The sequence below is a fragment of the Roseburia hominis genome (genome assembly GCA_040702975.1).
Classification (GTDB): Bacteria; Bacillota; Clostridia; order Lachnospirales; family Lachnospiraceae; genus Allocoprococcus; species Allocoprococcus hominis_A.
Genome location: CP159990.1, coordinates 582661 through 601645, shown reverse-complemented (window position 1 = coordinate 601645; position 18985 = coordinate 582661). Strand labels below are relative to the sequence as shown.

15 protein-coding genes and 1 tRNA gene are annotated in these 18985 nt (G+C 46.0%); 3 read left to right on the top strand and 13 right to left on the bottom strand.

Translation table 11 applies throughout. The features are described 5' to 3' along the window. Positions 1–291: 291 nt before the first annotated feature. From ABXS75_02660 to asnS, 5 genes are all read right to left on the bottom strand, one after another. Positions 292–1845 carry an AAA family ATPase gene (locus tag ABXS75_02660; protein ID XCP85719.1) on the bottom strand — a complete coding sequence of 518 codons (1554 nt, stop codon included), beginning with the start codon at positions 1843–1845 and terminating at the stop codon, positions 292–294. A gap of 2 nt (positions 1846–1847) precedes the next feature. Then, positions 1848–2903: an exonuclease SbcCD subunit D gene (locus ABXS75_02655; protein ID XCP85718.1), complete on the bottom strand. Its 1056-nt coding sequence runs from the start codon at positions 2901–2903 to the stop codon at positions 1848–1850. After that, positions 2809–4038 carry an ATP-binding protein gene (locus tag ABXS75_02650; GenBank protein ID XCP85717.1) on the bottom strand — a complete coding sequence of 410 codons (1230 nt, stop codon included), beginning with the start codon at positions 4036–4038 and terminating at the stop codon, positions 2809–2811. Before ABXS75_02650 ends, ABXS75_02655 begins: the two co-directional genes overlap by 95 nt. Next, positions 4031–4717, bottom strand: a complete 687-nt coding sequence (gene vanR / locus ABXS75_02645) for a VanR-ABDEGLN family response regulator transcription factor (GenBank protein ID XCP85716.1) — start codon at positions 4715–4717, stop codon at positions 4031–4033. Before vanR ends, ABXS75_02650 begins: the two co-directional genes overlap by 8 nt. Before the next feature lie 144 nt (positions 4718–4861). After that, positions 4862–6253: an asparagine--tRNA ligase gene (gene asnS, locus ABXS75_02640; protein XCP85715.1), complete on the bottom strand. Its 1392-nt coding sequence runs from the start codon at positions 6251–6253 to the stop codon at positions 4862–4864. A 466-nt stretch (positions 6254–6719) separates the two neighbouring features. Between asnS and ABXS75_02635 the strand changes: the two genes are divergently transcribed. After that, on the top strand, positions 6720–8015 hold the full coding sequence (locus ABXS75_02635; protein XCP85714.1) for an IS110 family transposase: 1296 nt from the start codon (positions 6720–6722) through the stop codon (positions 8013–8015). A gap of 137 nt (positions 8016–8152) precedes the next feature. Here the strand turns inward: ABXS75_02635 and ABXS75_02630 are convergent, their stop codons facing one another. Together ABXS75_02630 and ABXS75_02625 are read right to left on the bottom strand one after the other, a co-directional pair. Beyond that, a complete protein-coding gene (locus ABXS75_02630; protein ID XCP85713.1) occupies positions 8153–9151 on the bottom strand; it encodes a PD-(D/E)XK nuclease family transposase in 999 nt (332 codons plus the stop codon). Positions 9152–9262: 111 nt separating this feature from the next. After that, entirely contained in the window at positions 9263–9799 is a 537-nt protein-coding gene (locus tag ABXS75_02625; protein XCP85712.1) for a transcription repressor NadR, read from the bottom strand. Positions 9800–9954: 155 nt separating this feature from the next. Between ABXS75_02625 and ABXS75_02620 the strand changes: the two genes are divergently transcribed. Further along, positions 9955–11796 carry a DUF885 domain-containing protein gene (locus ABXS75_02620; protein XCP85711.1) on the top strand — a complete coding sequence of 614 codons (1842 nt, stop codon included), beginning with the start codon at positions 9955–9957 and terminating at the stop codon, positions 11794–11796. A gap of 222 nt (positions 11797–12018) precedes the next feature. Here ABXS75_02620 and ABXS75_02615 read toward each other — a convergent pair whose 3' ends face one another. From ABXS75_02615 to ABXS75_02605, 3 genes are all read right to left on the bottom strand, one after another. Next, on the bottom strand, positions 12019–13071 hold the full coding sequence (locus tag ABXS75_02615; GenBank protein XCP85710.1) for a PTS sugar transporter subunit IIC: 1053 nt from the start codon (positions 13069–13071) through the stop codon (positions 12019–12021). Positions 13072–13304: 233 nt separating this feature from the next. After that, positions 13305–13829, bottom strand: a complete 525-nt coding sequence (locus tag ABXS75_02610; GenBank protein XCP85709.1) for a nucleoside recognition domain-containing protein — start codon at positions 13827–13829, stop codon at positions 13305–13307. A 194-nt stretch (positions 13830–14023) separates the two neighbouring features. Further along, positions 14024–15256, bottom strand: coding sequence for an MFS transporter (locus ABXS75_02605; protein ID XCP85708.1), 1233 nt, complete (start codon positions 15254–15256; stop codon positions 14024–14026). A gap of 630 nt (positions 15257–15886) precedes the next feature. On the opposite strand from ABXS75_02605, the gene ABXS75_02600 reads away from it, so the two are divergent. Next, positions 15887–16366 (top strand): QueT transporter family protein, encoded by a 480-nt coding sequence (locus tag ABXS75_02600; protein ID XCP85707.1) that lies wholly within the window; start codon positions 15887–15889, stop codon positions 16364–16366. 129 nt (positions 16367–16495) lie between these two features. On the opposite strand, the gene ABXS75_02595 is transcribed toward ABXS75_02600, so the two are convergent. The 3 genes from ABXS75_02595 to ABXS75_02585 form a co-directional block, all read right to left on the bottom strand. Continuing rightward, positions 16496–17527, bottom strand: a complete 1032-nt coding sequence (locus ABXS75_02595) for an aldo/keto reductase (GenBank protein ID XCP85706.1) — start codon at positions 17525–17527, stop codon at positions 16496–16498. A 182-nt stretch (positions 17528–17709) separates the two neighbouring features. Further along, positions 17710–18531: a hypothetical protein gene (locus ABXS75_02590; GenBank protein ID XCP85705.1), complete on the bottom strand. Its 822-nt coding sequence runs from the start codon at positions 18529–18531 to the stop codon at positions 17710–17712. 226 nt (positions 18532–18757) lie between these two features. Continuing rightward, positions 18758–18828 (bottom strand) — tRNA-Gly (locus ABXS75_02585). Positions 18829–18985: the final 157 nt, after the last annotated feature.

Here is an 18985-nt window from a genome sequence, read left to right as displayed (position 1 = left end):
TTTGAAAGAGGGAATCGCCAAATAACCATTTTGCGATTCCCTCCCGTCATCCAACCTCGTTATGGAGCCAAGGAGCAAGAGACTGGCGTGGGTGTTTCGATTGCGAATGCGCAGGTTAAGCGGAGTTCCCGTAGAATCCGTGCCGTAGATGTTAGCTTGCGGGGCAGGAGGGCCTCTGCCCGACTACCCCGCAAGGTTACAGCTACGTGCACTAGTCGAAGGGAACGAAGCGTCGGAGCATTCGCAATCGAAACACCCGCGCCAGTCTCCTGCGGTCCCCTTCTCCCCCCTTTAAAGCTCCACCCTCCAATACCTCCCCCCAATCCTCTCAAGCGCCCTCTCTTCTCTCTCATGGCAAGTCAATATAATCACCTGCCCCGGATACTCCCCAAGCATTTTCATCGTATTCTCCAGCCGCCTGTCATCATAATAAGCAAAGGTATCATCCAAAACGAGCGGATACTTTTCATCATACAACATCTGCGCTGCCGCAAGACGAATAGACAGATAAATCTGTTCCATCGTCCCACGGCTTAACCTGTACATCGGAACCTTTCTCCCCTCACAATACACATAAATATCCAGGCTATCATCCATCCAAACCTTACTATATTTTCCACCGGTAATAGCTCTCAAATTCTTCGAAATCTGCTCATTCAGGGTCTGGCTCATCTGATTCTGCATCTGCTCCGCCAGTTCCTGAATCGTCTCGATCGCCAATTGCAGTGCTCCTCGCCGGTTCTCATACTCCTCGCCTGCGCTTCCCGACAGTTCCGTTTCTTCCAGCTGCTCCTTAAGATTCTCGTACTGCACCTGTTTTTCCCGGTACTCCTCTTCCAACTTGTCAAGCGTCCAGATATGTTTGGACATGGCATTATTCAGTTCATCGGAAATTCCTTTCTCCTCAAGAGATGCCTCCTCTCTTTTTCGCCTTCCGTCTTTCAGGCTATTCCACACATAGAGTCCTGCCGCAAGCGCGACAACGATTGCCACCAGAAAATTCCACGGACGGCGAAACAGGATAAATGACAATACCACCGCCAAAACCATGATCAACATCTCAAACGGGTGTATCCGCCAGTTATCGAAACGCCCCTTTTGCCCTTCCAGTTCCTGCCTGCGCCGGATTTTTTCCTCCTGCTTCTCCCATTCCTCTTTGCAGGAATCCTGCGCTTCCCGGGCCTGACTGATTTCTTTTTCCAACCTGTGCATATCACGCCAGATGTAGGAAGCCTCCTGCTCAATCCGATCGCGCCTGGCCTGCTTTTCCATATCGGCTTTGCGAAGCTCCTTATCCAGGCTGCGCTCCTTTTCCTTCAGCGCTGTAATAGCCGCGTGAAGCTGTAATTCACTGCTTCCGGCAGCATAGTAATTCGCCGCATAATCTTTCAGTCTGGCTGCAAGAGAGGCGCCTACCGAGCTTCCCAGCTGCTTTATGGAAATGGTATTTTCATATTCAGACTCCTGCATTCCTTCGAGGAGCATCTCCAAATCGCCGTGCTCAATGGACAATTCCTCCCCGTCATCCTCACAAAACAAACTGGCGCTCTTTGAGTATTTGTCAAAATGTCTCTCCAGACAGAAATTCCTTCCACCGCAGCTAAACCGCATGGATCCGGCATAGTGGGCCGGATTCTCCCACGGCTCATATTGACTGAACGTATCTGTCGCCGCCGCTCTTCCCCTGCCACGCTCCATACCGAACAGCATTCCTTTAAGAAATGTATGCAGAGTGGATTTACCGGACTCATTTGCCCCGTAAATCAGGTTGATCCCGTCTGCAAGCTCTATCTCTCTTCCTGCAAATTTGCCGAAATTTTTCAGCATCAGTGAATGAATTTTCATCTTTAACCCCTTTTCGTTTCCAGAAGCGCCCTCACTCCCTCGAACAATGCCTGACGCCGGATACTCCCCTCCGGACTGTCCTTCAGACATGCAATGTATTTTCCCAACAGATTATCTTCATTTTGCCGTTGAATTCTTTCATAGTTATAGGCTGCAGTCGTGTGGTCGACGACCTCCAGTATATTTCCATAACGATCCATCGCCTCTGTATCAAGCCGAAGTTCCGGATCACGGAAACCGCTCAACGTGATTTTGTAAATATTTTTGGTCCCCCGCTGCTGAATCAGAGACACGACCCTGTCTTTTATCTCCAGCGCAGCCATATTTTTATCCACATCCACAGTCATATGGATATATTCCCGTTTTGCAAAAGGTACAAAGCGCACTTTCGTCTGTCCCTTCTCGATTGTTCCCATAATATAACCGTGGGGACCCGTGTCATTTTTATCAGTAGGTTCCAGAGAACCCGCATAGCAAATCCGGTTTTTCAATAGTTCGCCGGGCCGATGAATATGGCCCAGAGCAATATAATCATATCCTAAGTCCATTAATTTATTTCTATTAATTGGAATATGTTTCTCATCTCCGCCATGTGCCAGCAAAATCTCTATTGGACGCCTTCCTTCCGGGAACGCCTCATCATAGAGATTTGCGGTAATCTCCCTCTTCTCATAGCTGAGTCCATATACGCAGGTCCCAAGCTCCGGAAAATCCACATACTCCAGTTCACTTCCAAGCAGCGAATAGACATTCGGACTCCAGGGGAAATTCCAATAATAAGAATTTATTTTCAGATAGTCATGATTTCCCACGATGAATACTACTTTCGTCCTGCTCAGGCTCTGGAACAAATAATCCACGTCCTTCAGCTCCCGGCGCAGCGGCTGACGATGAAACAGATCTCCGGCAATGAGCAGCAGGTCGACCTGCTCTTTTTCGCAGATGCGGATTGCCCGTTCAAAACTATCCCAGAGTTCTGCGCCCCGGTGCTCTGTGTATGCTCTTCCTGCGTCTGGGTTTGCCCCGAGATGGACGTCTGCCATGTGCATGAACTTCATCTTTCTTCTCCCCTTTCTCATACGGCAGATTCACAATGAATCTGGTCTTCCCCTCCTCGCTCTCTGCTCCGATCTTCCCTCCGTGCAGCTCCACAATCTCCTTCGCAATGGCAAGACCCAGTCCGGCACCCCCTGTCCGGCTCTGGCGCGCCGCGTCGGCACGATAGAATTTATCAAAAATCCGCTCCAGATTTTCAGGTGAAATGGTATGCCCCTCATTTTCAAAAATAATTTCTACTCCTTCTTTCAGCCCTACCGCCGTGATTGTAAGCTCCGAATCACTTTTGCAGTAAACGATTGCATTTCTTAAGATATTATCAAACACTCTCGCCAGCTTATCCGGATCTCCTTTTACTACAAGATTCTCCGCGGCGTCTACCTGACAGGTAAGGTGCTTTTCCTGCAGAACTCCATACAGCTCATCGGCAATCTGTTCCAGCATCATCGTCAGATTCAGCTCCGTTTTTTCCAGGGTGATATCCTGCAGGTTAAAACGGGTGATCTCGAAAAACTCCTGAATCAGCTCGCCCAGGCGGGTCGCTTTTTCCAAAGAAATGTGGGTGTATCTTGCCCGCTCTTCTTTTGGCATATCCGGATAGCTGTCCAGCATACTTAAATAAGCCACCACCGAGGTCAATGGCGTCTTCAGATCATGTGCCAGGAACAGGACAAGATCGTTCTTCTTCTGTTCATTTTCCAATGCCTCCTGCTCCTGGCGTTTCAGAGTATTCTTAATCTCATTCAAACGTTCCTCCAAGGGCGCCAGCTCCGTGATCAAGTGAATCGGCTCCGTGGAATCGGATAGAATATTCTCAATTCCCACTTCTACCTGCCGCAGGTATTTCGTCATTTTCGTAAGCGCCACATAGAAAAAAAGCGCGAAAAGCGCAAGGAAACCAAGAATCATAAAAAACTCTTTGTTATGTCCGATCAGCATCCAGTACAATTCCACCGCACGCTTTTCGCTCACATGGAGGCTGGTTAGGAACTGTACAAAAATATTTGCAAAGCTGTCATTGTAAACGCCGTCGATCAAATACTCCAGTATGAAGCCGCCCACCAACACGGTGAGCGCCGTGACAAACACGGTCTGGAGCAAAATGCTGAGCTTTAATTTGCGGTAATGATTATTCAACCTTGTATCCCACTCCCCATACTGTTTTGATAAAATCCGATTTCCCGCCCGGTCTCGACATCTTTTCACGCAGATGACGGATATGCACCATCACGGTATTGTTACTGTTTTTATAATAGTCCTCGTTCCATACCTGCTGGAAAAGCTGCTCTGAGCTGATGACCTTTCCCCGGTTCTCACATAAGATCCAAAGAATCTGGAATTCCGTCGGAGTCAGCGTGAGGGGCCTCTCATTGTAGGTGCACTCATGGGACTCCCGGTTCATGACCAGTCCGCCAAAATCAAGTACGTCACCAATCTTTTTACTGGCGCTGTCGTTGTACTGGGTATAGCGGCGCATCTGCGCTTTTACCCGGGCGACAAGTTCCAGCGGATTAAACGGCTTGGGTATGTAATCGTCCGCCCCCATCGTCAGTCCGGTGATCTTGTCCAGATATTCTGTTTTTGCGGTCAACATAATAACGGGAAACGTATATTTTTCCCTGATTCTTTTCAGAATGGTAAATCCGTCGATATCCGGAAGCATGACGTCCAGAATTGCCAAATCGATTTTTGTATTTTCTATACAGGCAAGGGCTTCCTCGCCTGTATAGAATTTCAGAACATGATATTCATTTTGCAGATAGAGTTCTACCACATCTGCAATTTCTCTCTCGTCGTCCACTATTAATATATTCATACTCTGCCTCCCCTGTGCAGTATCCCACTTGCTCTTTTGTGCTCCCCCTCATCTTATGTCATTTTCTTTTGAAATCCCACGCGAAAACATGTGAACGCGGCCGCAGGACCAAAGATTCCTCATCTCCCGTACTTGCACCCGTTCCTAAATATCACAGTTATTTACTGTTCTAGGGAAAGGAATAACGTCGCGGATATTGGACATGCCGGTCAGATACATGATGCATCTCTCAAATCCCAGTCCGAAGCCTGCGTGTCTGGTGGAACCATATTTTCTCAGGTCCAGATAGAACCGGTAGTCCTCTTCTTTAAGACCCAGCTCCTTCATTCTCGCAAGCAGCTTGTCATAATCGTCCTCTCTCTGGCTTCCGCCGATGATCTCCCCGATTCCCGGCACCAGACAGTCTACCGCTGCCACGGTCTTATTGTCATCGTTCATCTTCATATAGAACGCCTTGATCTCCTTCGGATAATCCGTCACAAATACCGGACGTTTGTATACCTGCTCGGTGAGGTACCGCTCATGCTCGGTCTGCAGGTCCGTACCCCAGGATACCTTGTATTCAAAATTGTCGTTATTCTTTTCCAGAATCTCAACTGCTTCTGTGTAGGTCACTCTCGCGAAATCGGAATTCACTACATTGTTTAGTCTGTCGATCAGCCCCTTGTCCACAAAGGAATTGAAGAACTTCATCTCCTCCGGTGCATGCTCCATCACATAACGGATCACGTATTTCAGCATACTCTCAGCCAGGTCCATATCATCGTCCAGGTCTGCAAACGCGATCTCCGGCTCGATCATCCAGAACTCGGCCGCATGGCGGGTGGTATTGGAATTCTCCGCACGGAAGGTAGGTCCGAATGTGTAAATGCTGCGGAATGCCTGTGCGTAGGTCTCACCATTTAACTGACCGCTTACCGTCAGGCTTGTCTCTTTGTTAAAGAAATCCTGCGAATAATCGACCGTTCCGTCCGGGTTCTTCGGAATATTTTCCATGTCAAGTGTGGTGACCCTGAACATCTCTCCTGCACCCTCACAGTCGCTTCCTGTGATCAGCGGAGTGTGTACATATACGAAATCCCTCTCCTGGAAGAACTTATGAATCGCATAAGCCGTCAGAGAACGAACGCGGAAAACTGCCTGGAAAGTATTGGTACGCGGACGCAGATGCGAAATTGTTCTCAGATATTCGAAACTATGACGTTTCTTCTGCAGTGGATAATCCGGGGTGGAAGCCCCCTCCACCGTAATTTTCTCCGCCTGAATCTCAAACGGCTGCTTTGCCTTAGGCGTGGCAACCAGAGTTCCGCGCACGATGATCGCAGAGCCTACATTCAATTTGGAAATATCCGCAAAATTATCCATTGTGTCGTGATAAACGACCTGCAGCGGTTCAAAATAAGATCCATCATTTACCACAATGAATCCAAACGCTTTCGAATCGCGAATACTGCGCACCCAGCCGCCGATGGTAACTTCCTGATCCAGATAGCCTGCCGGATTTTTGTATAATTGCTTAATTGTAGTTAAATCCATGTTAAAAATCCTCCGTTTACTTTTTTTGAGCATCTTCTAAATAGTATAACACAAAACCTCCCTATCGAAAACCTATTACTTTATTTAGAAGGGGGCATTTTTCAAACTTCCAAACATGCCGGGCGGCATGCCCTCCTTACGTCGTTCCTGCCTTCCGGCACAAACAATACATGAATCACCAGCCAGTTTATAGTTTCTCTTATTCCTGTTTCGTGCTATAATGTCCATGAGGACATCAGTATACTACAGAGCACGGTGTGGTGAGTGGCGAAAGACCATCTTATCCCGAAAACTTATTTGTGCCGTCATCCTCTTCAAGCACAAACAATTGAGACTTCGAGTCCGTACACTTATCATTTAAGATGGCAGAACCCATGTGTTCTGAGATAAGTCTTTTCGCTTGGGTGACAGTCAATGCTGCTGTCCTCTTTTTATGCTCTCATCCCTTTGCGAAAGGAGGAACCTTATGGACTCACAACAGTTTGAGGTGATCCGCCCCAAATGTGCCGGCCTTGACGTACATAAAAAATCGGTTGTTTCCGCTGTCTGTACCTCCGACCCTGTCACTTTGACGGCCTCTTACAAGACTAAAGTCTTTAACACCACCAATTCAGATATCGCCGCCCTGCGCGACTGGCTTCTCGCACTGGACTGCCGCGATGTCTGTATGGAATCCACTGGTAAATACTGGATTCCCATTTTTAATATCCTTGAACCGCACATGCATGTCGTCCTCACACATCCCAAATATGTGAAAGCCATCAAAGGCAAGAAGACAGACAAGCGTGATGCGAAATGGATCGCTAACCTGTTCCGATTTGATATTGTAAAAGCATCTTTTATCCCTCCTGCTGATATACGTGCCTTGCGGGAGCTTTCCCGCTACCGCCTGAAGCTTTCCTATATGCGTACTGCCGAGAAAAACCGCTATCAGAACAGCATGACGATCTCGCGGATACGCATTGACTGTGTACTCACCGACCCGTTTGGCCTGTCCGCCACGCGGATCATGGATTACCTGCTTTCTGACGAACCGTTCGATGAGGCAAAATGCCGTTCCCTGATTGACCGCCGGGTAAAGGCTTCCCCGGACGAAGTTATGGACGCCGTACACGGGTATCACATCCTGGAGGAGCAAAAATTTAAAATGACACACGCAAAGGCACACATGGATTTCATCAACAAATCCATAGATGAAATCGAAGCAGAACTCTTTCTGCGCAGCCGTCAGTATGATGCACATATCAAGCGGATTGCTACTGTTACGGGAATCACGGAACTTTCTGCCTTGTTCATCCTTTCAGAAATCGGTGCTGACATGTCTGTCTTTGAATCCGACAGGCATCTGTGTTCATGGGCTGGACTTACCCCTGCGAATAACGAGAGTGCCAACAAAAAGAAATCCACCAAATGTTCAAAAGCTGGACAATATCTGAAGCCTTTACTGATCCAGTGTGCCCTTGCCGCTGTCAAAAGCAAAAAAGAACCATACTTTGCAATCAAATATCAACGTATCGCCAAACGGCGCGGCAAGAAAAAAGCCATTATTGCCATTGCAAGGATGATGCTTACCAGCATTTACCACATGTTGTCAGACAGCGAAGATTTTCATCCGGATGACTACGAAGCCACAGTCAATCCGCCGAAGCAGAAACCGGTTATTCTTACTCTTGACAATACCCTTCAGTTCCTGAGAGAGCAAGGAGCTGATCCTGAAACCTTAAAACTCATACAGCAGCAATGTGCTGCGCAAACCGGATAAGCTTTAAAAAAGCTGTTTTCCATCAAGGGGGAAGTGCGCCCAAAATTCAGGTTATGGATTCACACTTATCCGTAATCCCATGATTATGGCCTCCTGTTATGAGTAGCCAGGAGGCCGTTTTGTGAGAATGATTTATTTTATTTTTCGGAAGCTCTTTTCTCCAGTTCTTCGATACGTCTAAGAAGCTCCTCTCTTTCTCCAGCAAAGTCATCTTTCTGCTTCTCCAATTCTGCTTTCTGTCGATCAATCGTATCCTGCATCTCATCAATCATATATTGCACTGTATTTCTATCAAGCTCCAACAATTCTTTCGAGAACATCTTCATCACCTCTTCGACATTCCGGCATATTTCGTACACTTCTCCATACATTGCCCGAAACTCTGGATATTGCTCTACGATACTCACGATTATTTCGGGATTATCCATGCACAAAAACGCCAGCCATGCATCTAATTTGTTACCTATACCTTTATTGTGATAACATTTTTGAAAGATGTCAAGCGGTATGAAATAATATTCCTGCAAAAGTTCCAATTGCAGGCCTGTATTTGACTTCTGTTTAAAATGGTGCAGATACTCTTTCGTATATTTGTGAAATTCCCGCGTACTTTTTTCAAACAAAATAATTGTGTACACACTTTGAATATCGCGATAACTAAACTTCTTTCTCTTTTCACCCTTCACCCGTTTATACTGACGAAGCAACAAATCAGCTGAATAACAAGCACATCTCTGTCCTGGGAAATTATACCCTATCTTTTGAATCTCTACATTAATGATGCTCCCCTCTTCCAACTCTGCCACAATATCAGTTACTAATAGAGAACTTTCATCAGCCAGCCGCGTTGAGTCATTTGGTAGAACTTGTATAATTTTTACTTTTCTTCCAAGTACCTCCGAAATCAATGCTTCCAACCTTTCCGGCACACTTTCAGGATTCAAAATTTCCTTAAAAAATGAATCATAAAGCATCTTGACTCCTCTACTGCCAGAACAGAAATCGAGAAATTCTTCCTGCTGTTCCTGCGTCCACTCCTGAAAAATCTGCAATAAATCCTTTTGTGCCCTAATATCCTTCAAAATCGCTTCCCGCGTTCGGATCATTGGAAAGTACTTTCTTAAAACTTCTGTCATCTACGTCCATCTCCTCCTTTATCCTTATTGCCGCAAATAGGTAATACGAAGTATACACCCTTTTATCTCAATTGCAATATTTTCGATGAACATAGACATTTATCGATGAAATTATATTTTTACTTGGCTTCTATTCCATTTCCCTTCTACCAGGTATTCTTTTTCTTTCAACGCCCTCTCAATTTCATCAAGTGTCTCCTCACTATCAGCCTCCACCAAATGATAATGATAGTTTGACGTAATCTTCATGAGAGGACTTGACTTCCCACTCTGGATATCCGCCAGAAAGGCTTTGACTTTCCGGCGGGAATTTACATTTAACGCTGCCTCCATATGACCATAAACATGGTGATTTACCATAACATTTACCACTTTTCCGCCAAGGTCTACGATCGTACAAAGTTCGTCTTCAAGCTGCTCATCAGTATGGCTGACCTTGAAGATACGGGTCACCGCCTGCGGCGAATTCAGAATATAACCGCGATTGGTGGAAATGATATCATATCCAGCCGCCCGGATCAGCGCAATATCCTGCACGATCACCTGACGGCTCACTGAAAAAAGCTCCGCCAGCGCTTTACCCGAAACAGGACCGTTACTGCTTTTTATTCTGCTTATAATCTGTTCTCTTCGCTCAGAACCATTCATAATATTCAGTCCCCTTTATTTTTCAATTCCTGTATCTGCTTGGTACCCTCACAGTTACCAATACCTTTCCTTTAGAAGTATACCATATCCTTTATTTCCCCGTCTACTTTCTTGTTCTTTATCATAAAATATAAAAAAACTTTCTCGGAGTTTTTATGAATCATTCAAGTTTCCCTCTCAAAAAAAGAAAGTATTTCCTTTCTTTTTTCTTATTTCTTTTTATCCTTCTTACTATTACCGGGTGCAGTCGCACAAAATCCGGCGACGAGGATTTCCGTAAATTTACGGACCAGCTCTTTCGGCAGGAAGTAGCCGCAAGCACGATCAGCCTCCACTATACCCTGCAGGACCCAGGGCGGTACGAACTGGAAAACTCTCCCGTCACATATGGAGGATTTACTACCGATCAGGCGGCAGTAAAGGCCTCCACCGAAAATGTGGCTGCCGCGCTACATAAGTTCAAAGATACAAAACTCTCGTCCGAAAACCGCCTCACCTACAATATTTTGGATTCTTATCTTAACACGGCTATATCGGGCGCCGATTTTCTTCTGTACCAGGAACCGCTAAGCCCTATTACCGGGATCCACGCCCAGCTCCCGGTCCTGCTCTCCGAATACCAGTTTTATGATGTGGCAGATGCAAAAACTTATCTCAAACTTCTCGGGCAGACAGACGCCTACTTTGACTCCCTTCTCACTTTCCAGAGGGCCAAATCCAGAAACGGGCTGTTCATGCCGGATTATCAGGCAGATTCTGTCATTTCCCAATGCAGCTCCTTCGTAGACATGGGCGAGGAAAATTATCTATACACAACATTTGAAGAACGGCTGAGCGCTCTTCCTTCCCTTTCAGATGCAGAGAAAAAAGAACTCTCAGCCGAAAACGCCAAACAAATCGAAGAAGTCATTTTCCCAGCCTATCAGCGCCTGGCGGAGGAACTAAATGACCTGAAAGGAAGCGGCAAAAATGAAAAAGGGCTTTGTTTTCTTTCCGACGGAAAAAAATATTATGAGTATGTCGTAAAACAAAATACCGGTATTTCCGAGTCCATTCCCACCCTTCAAAAAATGACGAAAGCGCAGATGGCCGAGGATCTAAACGCCATGGAACAGGTACTATTTCCCACAGGAAGCCAGAATGGTCAGTCAGAATATACTGCCCCTTCCGCCATTCGGGAATGTGGCGCCCCCATTCTGACCACGCCGTCCTTAAGTAAAAATTCGGTTGTCCGGGTGGATTCCTCCCAGGTCCTGGACCTTGCCGCCCCCACTTCCATTCTGGACGATCTGAAAAACAAAATAACAGGAGCATTTCCCGAAATTCCATCTGTAAATACCAGCGTAAAATATGTTCCTGCTGCGATGGAGGAATACCTAAGTCCGGCTTTCTACATGATTCCAGCCATCGACAATACCTCGGAAAATGTCATTTACATCAATCGCGGGCAGACCGTAGAAGGCCTCAACCTTTTTACCACACTCGCCCACGAAGGCTACCCCGGTCATTTGTACCAGACCGTCTATTTCACCGCACAAAATGCCGATCCCCTCAGAAGCATTCTGGATTTCGGCGGCTATGTAGAGGGCTGGGCCACTTACGCGGAAATGATGTCCTACTATCTCGCTCCGCTCTCCAAAGACGAAGCTGTTCTCCTTCAGAAAAACAGTTCTGTCATGCTGGCGCTCTACGCTCTCGCCGACATGGGAATCCACTACGATGGCTGGTCCCTGTCCGACACTGCCGCATTTTTCAAGGATTACGGGATTACAGATGTGAATGCCATTCAAAATGTATATGAACTGATCGTCGGAAATCCCGGAAATTACTTAAAATACTACCTTGGTTACCTGCAATTTTTTAATCTCAAAAAGGAAATTGCCGCCGAACTGGGAGACAAATTCTCTCAAAAAGAGTTTCACCGGGCCGTCCTGGACGTCGGGCCTGCGCCTTTTGATATTGTATCGTCTTACGCCCGCGAAAAATTATTAAAATGATGAATCCTAAACGATAAATGCATGCTTTGCAACCGAGATGAACGTCCACCGGACGTTCACTTAGGTATGCATGGCAACAAAAATACTGCATATGATCCCTACATTTTTCAATAGGGCATATGCAGTATTTTATCACGATAATATTTTTAATCTCTTACTACAGGCAACATCATAATCCCAAACAGTATTTCATCACACTATCTTAAAATCGCTTCCCCAGCTCTACAAATCCAGCTTCAGATCATTCTCCCCGATCCAGCCCGCCTTCCTCATCGGAATCGCGATTGCCCAGGACAGCACTGCCGGCAAAACGAAACAGATCAGCACAAGCCCCAGCCAGTCCATAGCCGTGATCGCCGCTTTACTACCTTCCGCGATATCCTGAACCCAGCCGGTATAGACTCCGATCTGCCCTACCAGGCCGCAGGTTCCCATACCGGAGGCCACCGCCGCTCCGTTCATCTTCATCTGAAAAATACAGGTGGCGATCGGTCCTGTTATGGCAGACGCCAGTGTAGGCGGAATCCAGATTCTTGGATTCTTCACGATGTTTCCCATCTGAAGCATGGAAGTACCGATTCCCTGCGCAAACAGACCTCCCCATTTATTTTCCCTGAAACTCATTACTGCAAATCCTACCATCTGGGCACAGCACCCCGCAACAGCCGCGCCTCCTGCCAGCCCTGTCAAAGAGAGTGCCGCACAGATCGCCGCACTGCTGATTGGAAGCGTAAGCGCGATTCCCACAATCACTGATACCACGATTCCCATAAAGAAGGGCTGAAGTTCCGTCGCCCACATGATTGCCTTTCCCACACTGCTGGCGGCCGCTCCGATTGCGGGTGCCCACCAGATGGATAACGCCACGCCCACAAAGATGGACACAAAGGGCGTCACGATGATGTCCACCTTCGTCTCCTTGGAGACCAGCTTCCCAAATTCTGCCGCAAAAATCGTCACGATCAGAACTGCCAGCGGACCGCCCGCACCTCCGAGTTCGTTCGCCGCCATTCCCACTGCCGCCAGGGAAAATAGTACCAGCGGCGGACACTGCAGCGCAAATCCGATGGAAACCGCCATAGCCGCCCCGGTCGCTCCTTTCGCATAACCTCCGATAGTCACCAGGATATCAAGTCCCGCCTGCTCTCCCAGCGTACTGATGATCGTCCCGATCAGCAGAGAGGCAAAAAGCCCCTGCGCCATAGCACTTAAAGCATCAATTCCATAACGTTTTGCCGAGAAAACGATATTCTTTTTCTTTAGAAACTCTTTCATTGCTTATCCCTCGCCTTTACTCACATAATCTTCTGTCATTTTAGCTGTCTAGTCACCTAAATACGTCTTATACTATTATCCACATTTTCGAATTGAAGTCAATCCTTTTCCTGAAACGTTTTCTCAGATTCATACTTTCCTGCCTTTTCCGGTACTCCCCTTATGCCACTCTCCAAACAGCGCACGGTATTTATTATATGTAAAACTTCCCTTTGCCTTCCTGCGCCTTCTTTTCACATCATTCCTGCCAGCACCACACTCGCCGCAAGCCCTGCCAGGGTAGCCAGAAGCGCTCCGACCAGCGTATAGCGGGTCTTCGTCACCTTTGCCGTCATAAAATAGACCGACATCGTATAGAAAATGGTCTCCGTACACGCCATAGAAATGGAACCGATCCTTCCCACATAAGAATCCGTTCCAAATTCCTTGAAAATGTCCAACAGAAGTCCGGTCGCCGCCGAAGAAGAAAACATTTTCACTATGGTGAGCGGCATAAGCGCCCCGGGAAATCCGAACCGTCCGGTAAGCATTCCCAGAAGCTGCGACAAATAGTCAAGAAAACCCGACGCCCGCAAAATCCCCACCGCGACCATAAGCCCGATCAGGGTCGGCATGATCTTGATCACCGTAAAAAAACCGCTTTTTGCTCCTTTGATAAACGTATCATAGACATTTACATTCATGCTCAGCCCGTAAATAATAATCGACAGAATCATAAACGGAACAATAAAATCTGTTACATAAAGGAAAATATGCATCCTGTGGCCTCCTCTGCTTTTTTCTATAAATAATCTATTCAAAAGACCACATAGAGTATGCCTGGCAACCGAGATGAACGTCCATCGAACGCACTTAGGTATGCTTTGCAACAAAAAACAACTATCAAAATAGTTGTCCCCTAAGTTAATTATTAAACCGCCCTTGCTCACCAAAGTGCAAAGGCGGTATCTTACTATCTATACAAATTCTCATAAGCCTTCCGGTCTTTTACCACCAGCACGACAGACAATAATACAAAGAAAGCTCCTACTGCCAGGACAAATATCCATGTCTCCGTCGAAGTTCTGGCTGCGTAAATGCTCCCAACCAGCATCTGAAATCCACTTGTGATACCCGTTCGAGTCACCGTAGATAACCCGTTAATTCTCCCCCGATGACTGGCAGGCATACGGTTGGACAGATACGGGCTTTCCGCAAGTACCATAAAAACCTCTCCCCATGTCAGAATTACCATCGCAAGATAGTAGAACGGTATTTTCCCCATAAACAGCAGAAAAACAGCAAAGCCTGCCAACTGCAGTATCTGTCCGGCAACTGTTTTTACCGGTTCCGAAAGCTTCGGGAACAGCTTCGTGATCAGTGGCGTAAATATAACGACAACCACGCAGTTCACACTGGTAATGGAACCATATATCATTGCGCCTCTGTCACCGTGCACTCTTCCCAAATTCAGAGGCGTCAGATAGTGATACATTTGGTAAATCGCATAATATCCTCCAACTATAAGTATATACAGTATTACAATTTTATTTTCCTTTAAAACAGCCCACAGGCTCTCTCCTTTCCTGTCCGCCTGATAGGAAGCCCGACAGCTTACATCCTCTTCCGGCGTAATATCTTTTACCAATACAAAAATCAGTATCGCGGAACAGCCTATCGAAGTCCCACTGATCAGAAAGGCCAGCCATAAATAATTCTTGAACAAAAATCCTGCGATCACCGGCGACAAGACAAATCCAAGATTTCCTCCAAGATACTGGAGCGAATACGCTCTCTCACGATCCTTGGCCACGTTCAAATCCGCTGTGAGTGCATTGTAGGAAGAATGTTCCATATTCTGGCAGGTAGACGCAACAGACATCAGCACAATCGATGCTGCCGACAAAGGAATCGCCGCACAGATTATGTAACATGTCACAGATATTAAATCCAGCCAGATAATATTCATCTTCTTATTAAAACGGTCCGCCATCTTCCCGCCAATCAAATTGGCCGGAAGCGACACGATTCCTATGGCAGACATGATCCATGCGACGTGATCTGCCCGAATCCCCATCTTCTGATTCAAAATCATCGTAAGCATAGGCCAGACCATAGACCCCATAGCTGTCACCAGGCGGCCAAAGCATAATATGTAATTTTCTTTTCTTAATCCCCTATACTGTGATAACATACCTTTTCCCATTCATCCTCTAAATATATTCACAGGATATCTCACCTGCATTTTCCATTGTAACATTCTTATATGTTTAGTGTAAATATATTCCGAGCAGATGTAACGACTATGAAGTAATCAGTTCAATTTATTTAAGACTTTTTCGATGTGCACTTGCGAATTCCAGGCAGATATGCTATATTAAAATTACAAAAGGAACAACCGTCAAAGTGGTTGACCTAAAATGAATGTTGAAATTCCACCCAGTCCGCCAAGACTTTGAAGGGTGGTTTTTCTATGCACTAATGACTAATCAAGTAAATGAAGGTCAGTAATGCGATCATGAACATGCCAAATTGCATCATATCTTTGAAGTCAAAATGTTTATTGTTCATTAGCACCACCTCCCACCTATGTAAAATGAGAGGTCTTCCACCCTGTAACGGTTGTTCTGGGTGGAGTTTAACATATTCTTCTTAGATTTTCAACATTTTTTAAAAACGAAAGAAATAATTGAAAAATGAAATTTTAAATCTTGGGCAAATTTTAGACAGACCTTGATTTTTCCTCTTCCCCATGTTATACTATCAATCGTTGCAAAACTCACCGAGTGTTCGAGACCTTCCACTCGTAAAACAAAACTAGAGGAGAGAATTTCATATGAAGAACAAGAACGTACTATTCATGACCCAGGCGGCTATGATAGCCGCTATCTACGTGGTGCTCACTTTTGTATTCGCACCATTCAGCTTCGGCGAGGTCCAGATTCGGATCGCAGAAGCTCTCACCATTCTTCCGGTATTTACACCGGCAGCAATTCCGGGGCTATTCATCGGATGCTTAATTGGAAATATTGTAGGAGGCGCGATTCTGCCGGATATCATTTTCGGGAGTATTGCAACCTTAATCGGCGCTGTTTTTACATATACCTTAAGGAATCAGAACCGATTCTTAGCACCGATTCCTCCAATCGCAGCAAATACGCTCATCGTACCATTCGTACTTTACTATGGTTATGGCGTCAATCTTCCGATTCCGTTTATGATGCTTACCGTCGGAGCCGGCGAGGTCATCGGATGCGGAGTTTTAGGCATGGTTTTGTATATGGCGTTAAATAAATACAAAAAGACCATTTTCTAGAAAAGAAAAAGCGCAGCTTTCGGATTTTTTCCTGACGCTGCGCTATATTTTTATCGCCGACAAACCTGCACTCTTTTTTGCTTCTTAAATGCTAACACCATTTTCCCGACACAATCCTGCTGAGCATATCTAAGCCTTCACATTTACTTCTCCAGAGAGCACTCTCTTATAATCTTCATAATTCTTCTCAAGAAGGGTCGGTGTATCAAGTCCATAAGGACATTTGCCCTTACATTTTCCACAATGCAGGCATTCTTCTATCTTCTTCATCTTTCCCTGCCACTCTTCGGTAAGCCATGCATCTGACGGCGCACGCCTGAGCATCAGGCTCATCCTCGCACAGTTATTGATCTCAATTCCCACCGGACATGGCATACAATATCCGCATCCCCGGCAGAATTCTCCACTTAGTTCCCTCCGGTCCTTCTCAATCAGAGTTCTGATCTCCTCATTCATCACCGGAGGATTATCTATGTACGAAAGAAATTCATCCAGCTCGCGTTCCCTCTGCACGCCCCAGATTGGAAGCACATTATCATATTCTGCCAAATATGCATACGCCGCTGCTGAATTCGTTATCAGTCCGCCGGATAATGCCTTCATGGCTATAAAGCCCATTTGCTCCTTCTTGCACGCTTCTACAAGCTCGATGTCTTTCTCACTTGCCAGATAGCTAAACGGGAACTGAAGTGTCTCATAAAGTCCCGACTCGATCGCCTCCATAGCAACTGCCAGGCGATGGTTTGTGATTCCGATATGCCTGATCTTACCCTGGCGCTTTGCCTCCTGGGCTGCCTCATAAAGTCCCGTTCCATCTCCCGGTTTCGGGCAAAAAGACGGGTTATGGAACTGGTAAAGGTCAACATAATCTGTTCGGAGATTCTTAAGAGAGGTCTCCAGATCCTTCCAAAAGTCTTCTGCATTCTCCGCCGCAGTCTTGGTCGCGATGTAGATTTTCTCACGCATCCCATCGAAGGCTTCCCCGAGCTTAACTTCACTGTCTGAATAAGCTCTGGCGGTATCAAAGAATCTGATTCCTCCTGTATACGCTTTGCGGGCAAGCTTTACTGCATCCTCCGTGCTGACACGCTGAATCGGAAGGGCGCCAAAGCCATTTTTATTTACTGTGATTCCTGTTTTTCCTAATGTTACCGTATTCATGTGCTTTCCTCCTAATATTGGGCATCTTGTTATAATAATTATTTTACCTCTATTTTGGTGCTGTATCAAGTTTCAGTATTAATGCCTCCTACAGAACCTTTTGTTCTTCCAAAACACCGTCGGAGCCGGCAAGTTCACAGGCTGCGCAGCTTTAGGACTCTTCCAGGAACCACGTTATATTTTTATTGCCCGCTTCCTTCGCTTTCCACCTCCGGTCCTTCTTTCAATCTCGGTATAAAACGCGCCGCCATCTTTCCCTTTCCTTTGTGCTTAATGTAGAAATACCCAATAATCGAAAAGACCACCGCACCCACAAAATTCACAAGAAGATCCTTCATAGTATCGTGCAGGCCGATATCCAGATAACCGCCCAGCCCCAGGCTCTGCCCGTTCACAACAATATCGGTAATCCCGCGAATCGCTGTCGGCGTATTTCCTCCCGCGGGATCAAGCATCACGGAACTGATACTATGAAGAATAGTATCTTTCTGCATATCAAAGCCAAAAAACTGATCCATTCCAAATTCAAAAAACTCCCACACAACTCCCACTGTCATGGAAAAACAAAACGCCACGATTGACATAAACACCGGAGACAATTCGAATTTTAACCGTTCTTCCCGGTTCAGAATATCCACCAGGGAAAATCCGATCGCCGCCATCAAAAAGCCGTTCAGCGTATGTAAAATCGTATCCCAATTCGGGATCTTAATGTAGTAGGCTTCAATCTCGCCTAAAATCTCCGCCGCAAAGATGAACAACAGAATAATAATCTCCAGTGTTGTCGGCAGTTCTATCTTTAAATTCACCTGAAGCATCATCGGGACCAGAAACAAAATCAGGGTAAGCGCACACAAAAATACATTCTCATAATTTTGCTTTAAGATCTGCAGAATCATACATAGCACGACCAAAGCACGCAACACAATATAAACCGTAAAAGTGCTTCTATGCTCCCTGATCTCCTCACGGATCGCCCGCTTCCATTTTTCAGATATTTTCATTTGCGCTCCTCCTGTTTTCTCGCTAAATGACGCCTAAAATGTACAAGTTACATTCTCATCCTCCACCTAAAACCGCCTGCCAGGCATAATCCACCTTCTCACAAACCGTACACCGCCGTAAGTTTTAACACCTCGGCAAAAATTCTCCGAATCTCTACTTAGGCATACATGAAAACAAAAAAATCCAGGTCCAGTCCCGGATTCTTCGAAAAAATGATATAACAAAAGCGGGTGATGGGAATCGAACCCACGTATCCAGCTTGGAAGGCTGGTGTTCTACCATTGAACTACACCCGCTTGACTCTTAGTATTATAAAGAATTGTCTTTCATTTGTCAATAGAAAATTTTCAAAATTTTCTCCTTTTGTAATCCGAAATTCCACCTTGGGGTGGAATTTAATCCTTCCAATTCTTTTCTATTTTTCCGTGCTAAAGCGAAAGTTTAAACTCCACT

What these genes read in the sequence shown, in the direction of transcription:
- ABXS75_02615 (XCP85710.1), bottom strand. Translation starts at nt 13,071, where the DNA reads ATGAAAGAGTTTCTAAAGAAAAAGAATATCGTTTTCTCGGCAAAACGT.
- ABXS75_02655 (XCP85718.1), bottom strand. Translation starts at nt 2,903, where the DNA reads ATGAAGTTCATGCACATGGCAGACGTCCATCTCGGGGCAAACCCAGAC.
- ABXS75_02595 (XCP85706.1), bottom strand. Translation starts at nt 17,527, where the DNA reads ATGAATACGGTAACATTAGGAAAAACAGGAATCACAGTAAATAAAAAT.
- asnS (XCP85715.1), bottom strand. Translation starts at nt 6,253, where the DNA reads ATGGATTTAACTACAATTAAGCAATTATACAAAAATCCGGCAGGCTAT.
- ABXS75_02605 (XCP85708.1), bottom strand. Translation starts at nt 15,256, where the DNA reads ATGGGAAAAGGTATGTTATCACAGTATAGGGGATTAAGAAAAGAAAAT.
- ABXS75_02610 (XCP85709.1), bottom strand. Translation starts at nt 13,829, where the DNA reads ATGCATATTTTCCTTTATGTAACAGATTTTATTGTTCCGTTTATGATT.
- ABXS75_02590 (XCP85705.1), bottom strand. Translation starts at nt 18,531, where the DNA reads ATGAAAATATCTGAAAAATGGAAGCGGGCGATCCGTGAGGAGATCAGG.
- ABXS75_02660 (XCP85719.1), bottom strand. Translation starts at nt 1,845, where the DNA reads ATGAAAATTCATTCACTGATGCTGAAAAATTTCGGCAAATTTGCAGGA.
- ABXS75_02635 (XCP85714.1), top strand. Translation starts at nt 6,720, where the DNA reads ATGGACTCACAACAGTTTGAGGTGATCCGCCCCAAATGTGCCGGCCTT.
- ABXS75_02630 (XCP85713.1), bottom strand. Translation starts at nt 9,151, where the DNA reads ATGACAGAAGTTTTAAGAAAGTACTTTCCAATGATCCGAACGCGGGAA.
- vanR (XCP85716.1), bottom strand. Translation starts at nt 4,717, where the DNA reads ATGAATATATTAATAGTGGACGACGAGAGAGAAATTGCAGATGTGGTA.
- ABXS75_02600 (XCP85707.1), top strand. Translation starts at nt 15,887, where the DNA reads ATGAAGAACAAGAACGTACTATTCATGACCCAGGCGGCTATGATAGCC.
- ABXS75_02620 (XCP85711.1), top strand. Translation starts at nt 9,955, where the DNA reads ATGAATCATTCAAGTTTCCCTCTCAAAAAAAGAAAGTATTTCCTTTCT.
- ABXS75_02625 (XCP85712.1), bottom strand. Translation starts at nt 9,799, where the DNA reads ATGAATGGTTCTGAGCGAAGAGAACAGATTATAAGCAGAATAAAAAGC.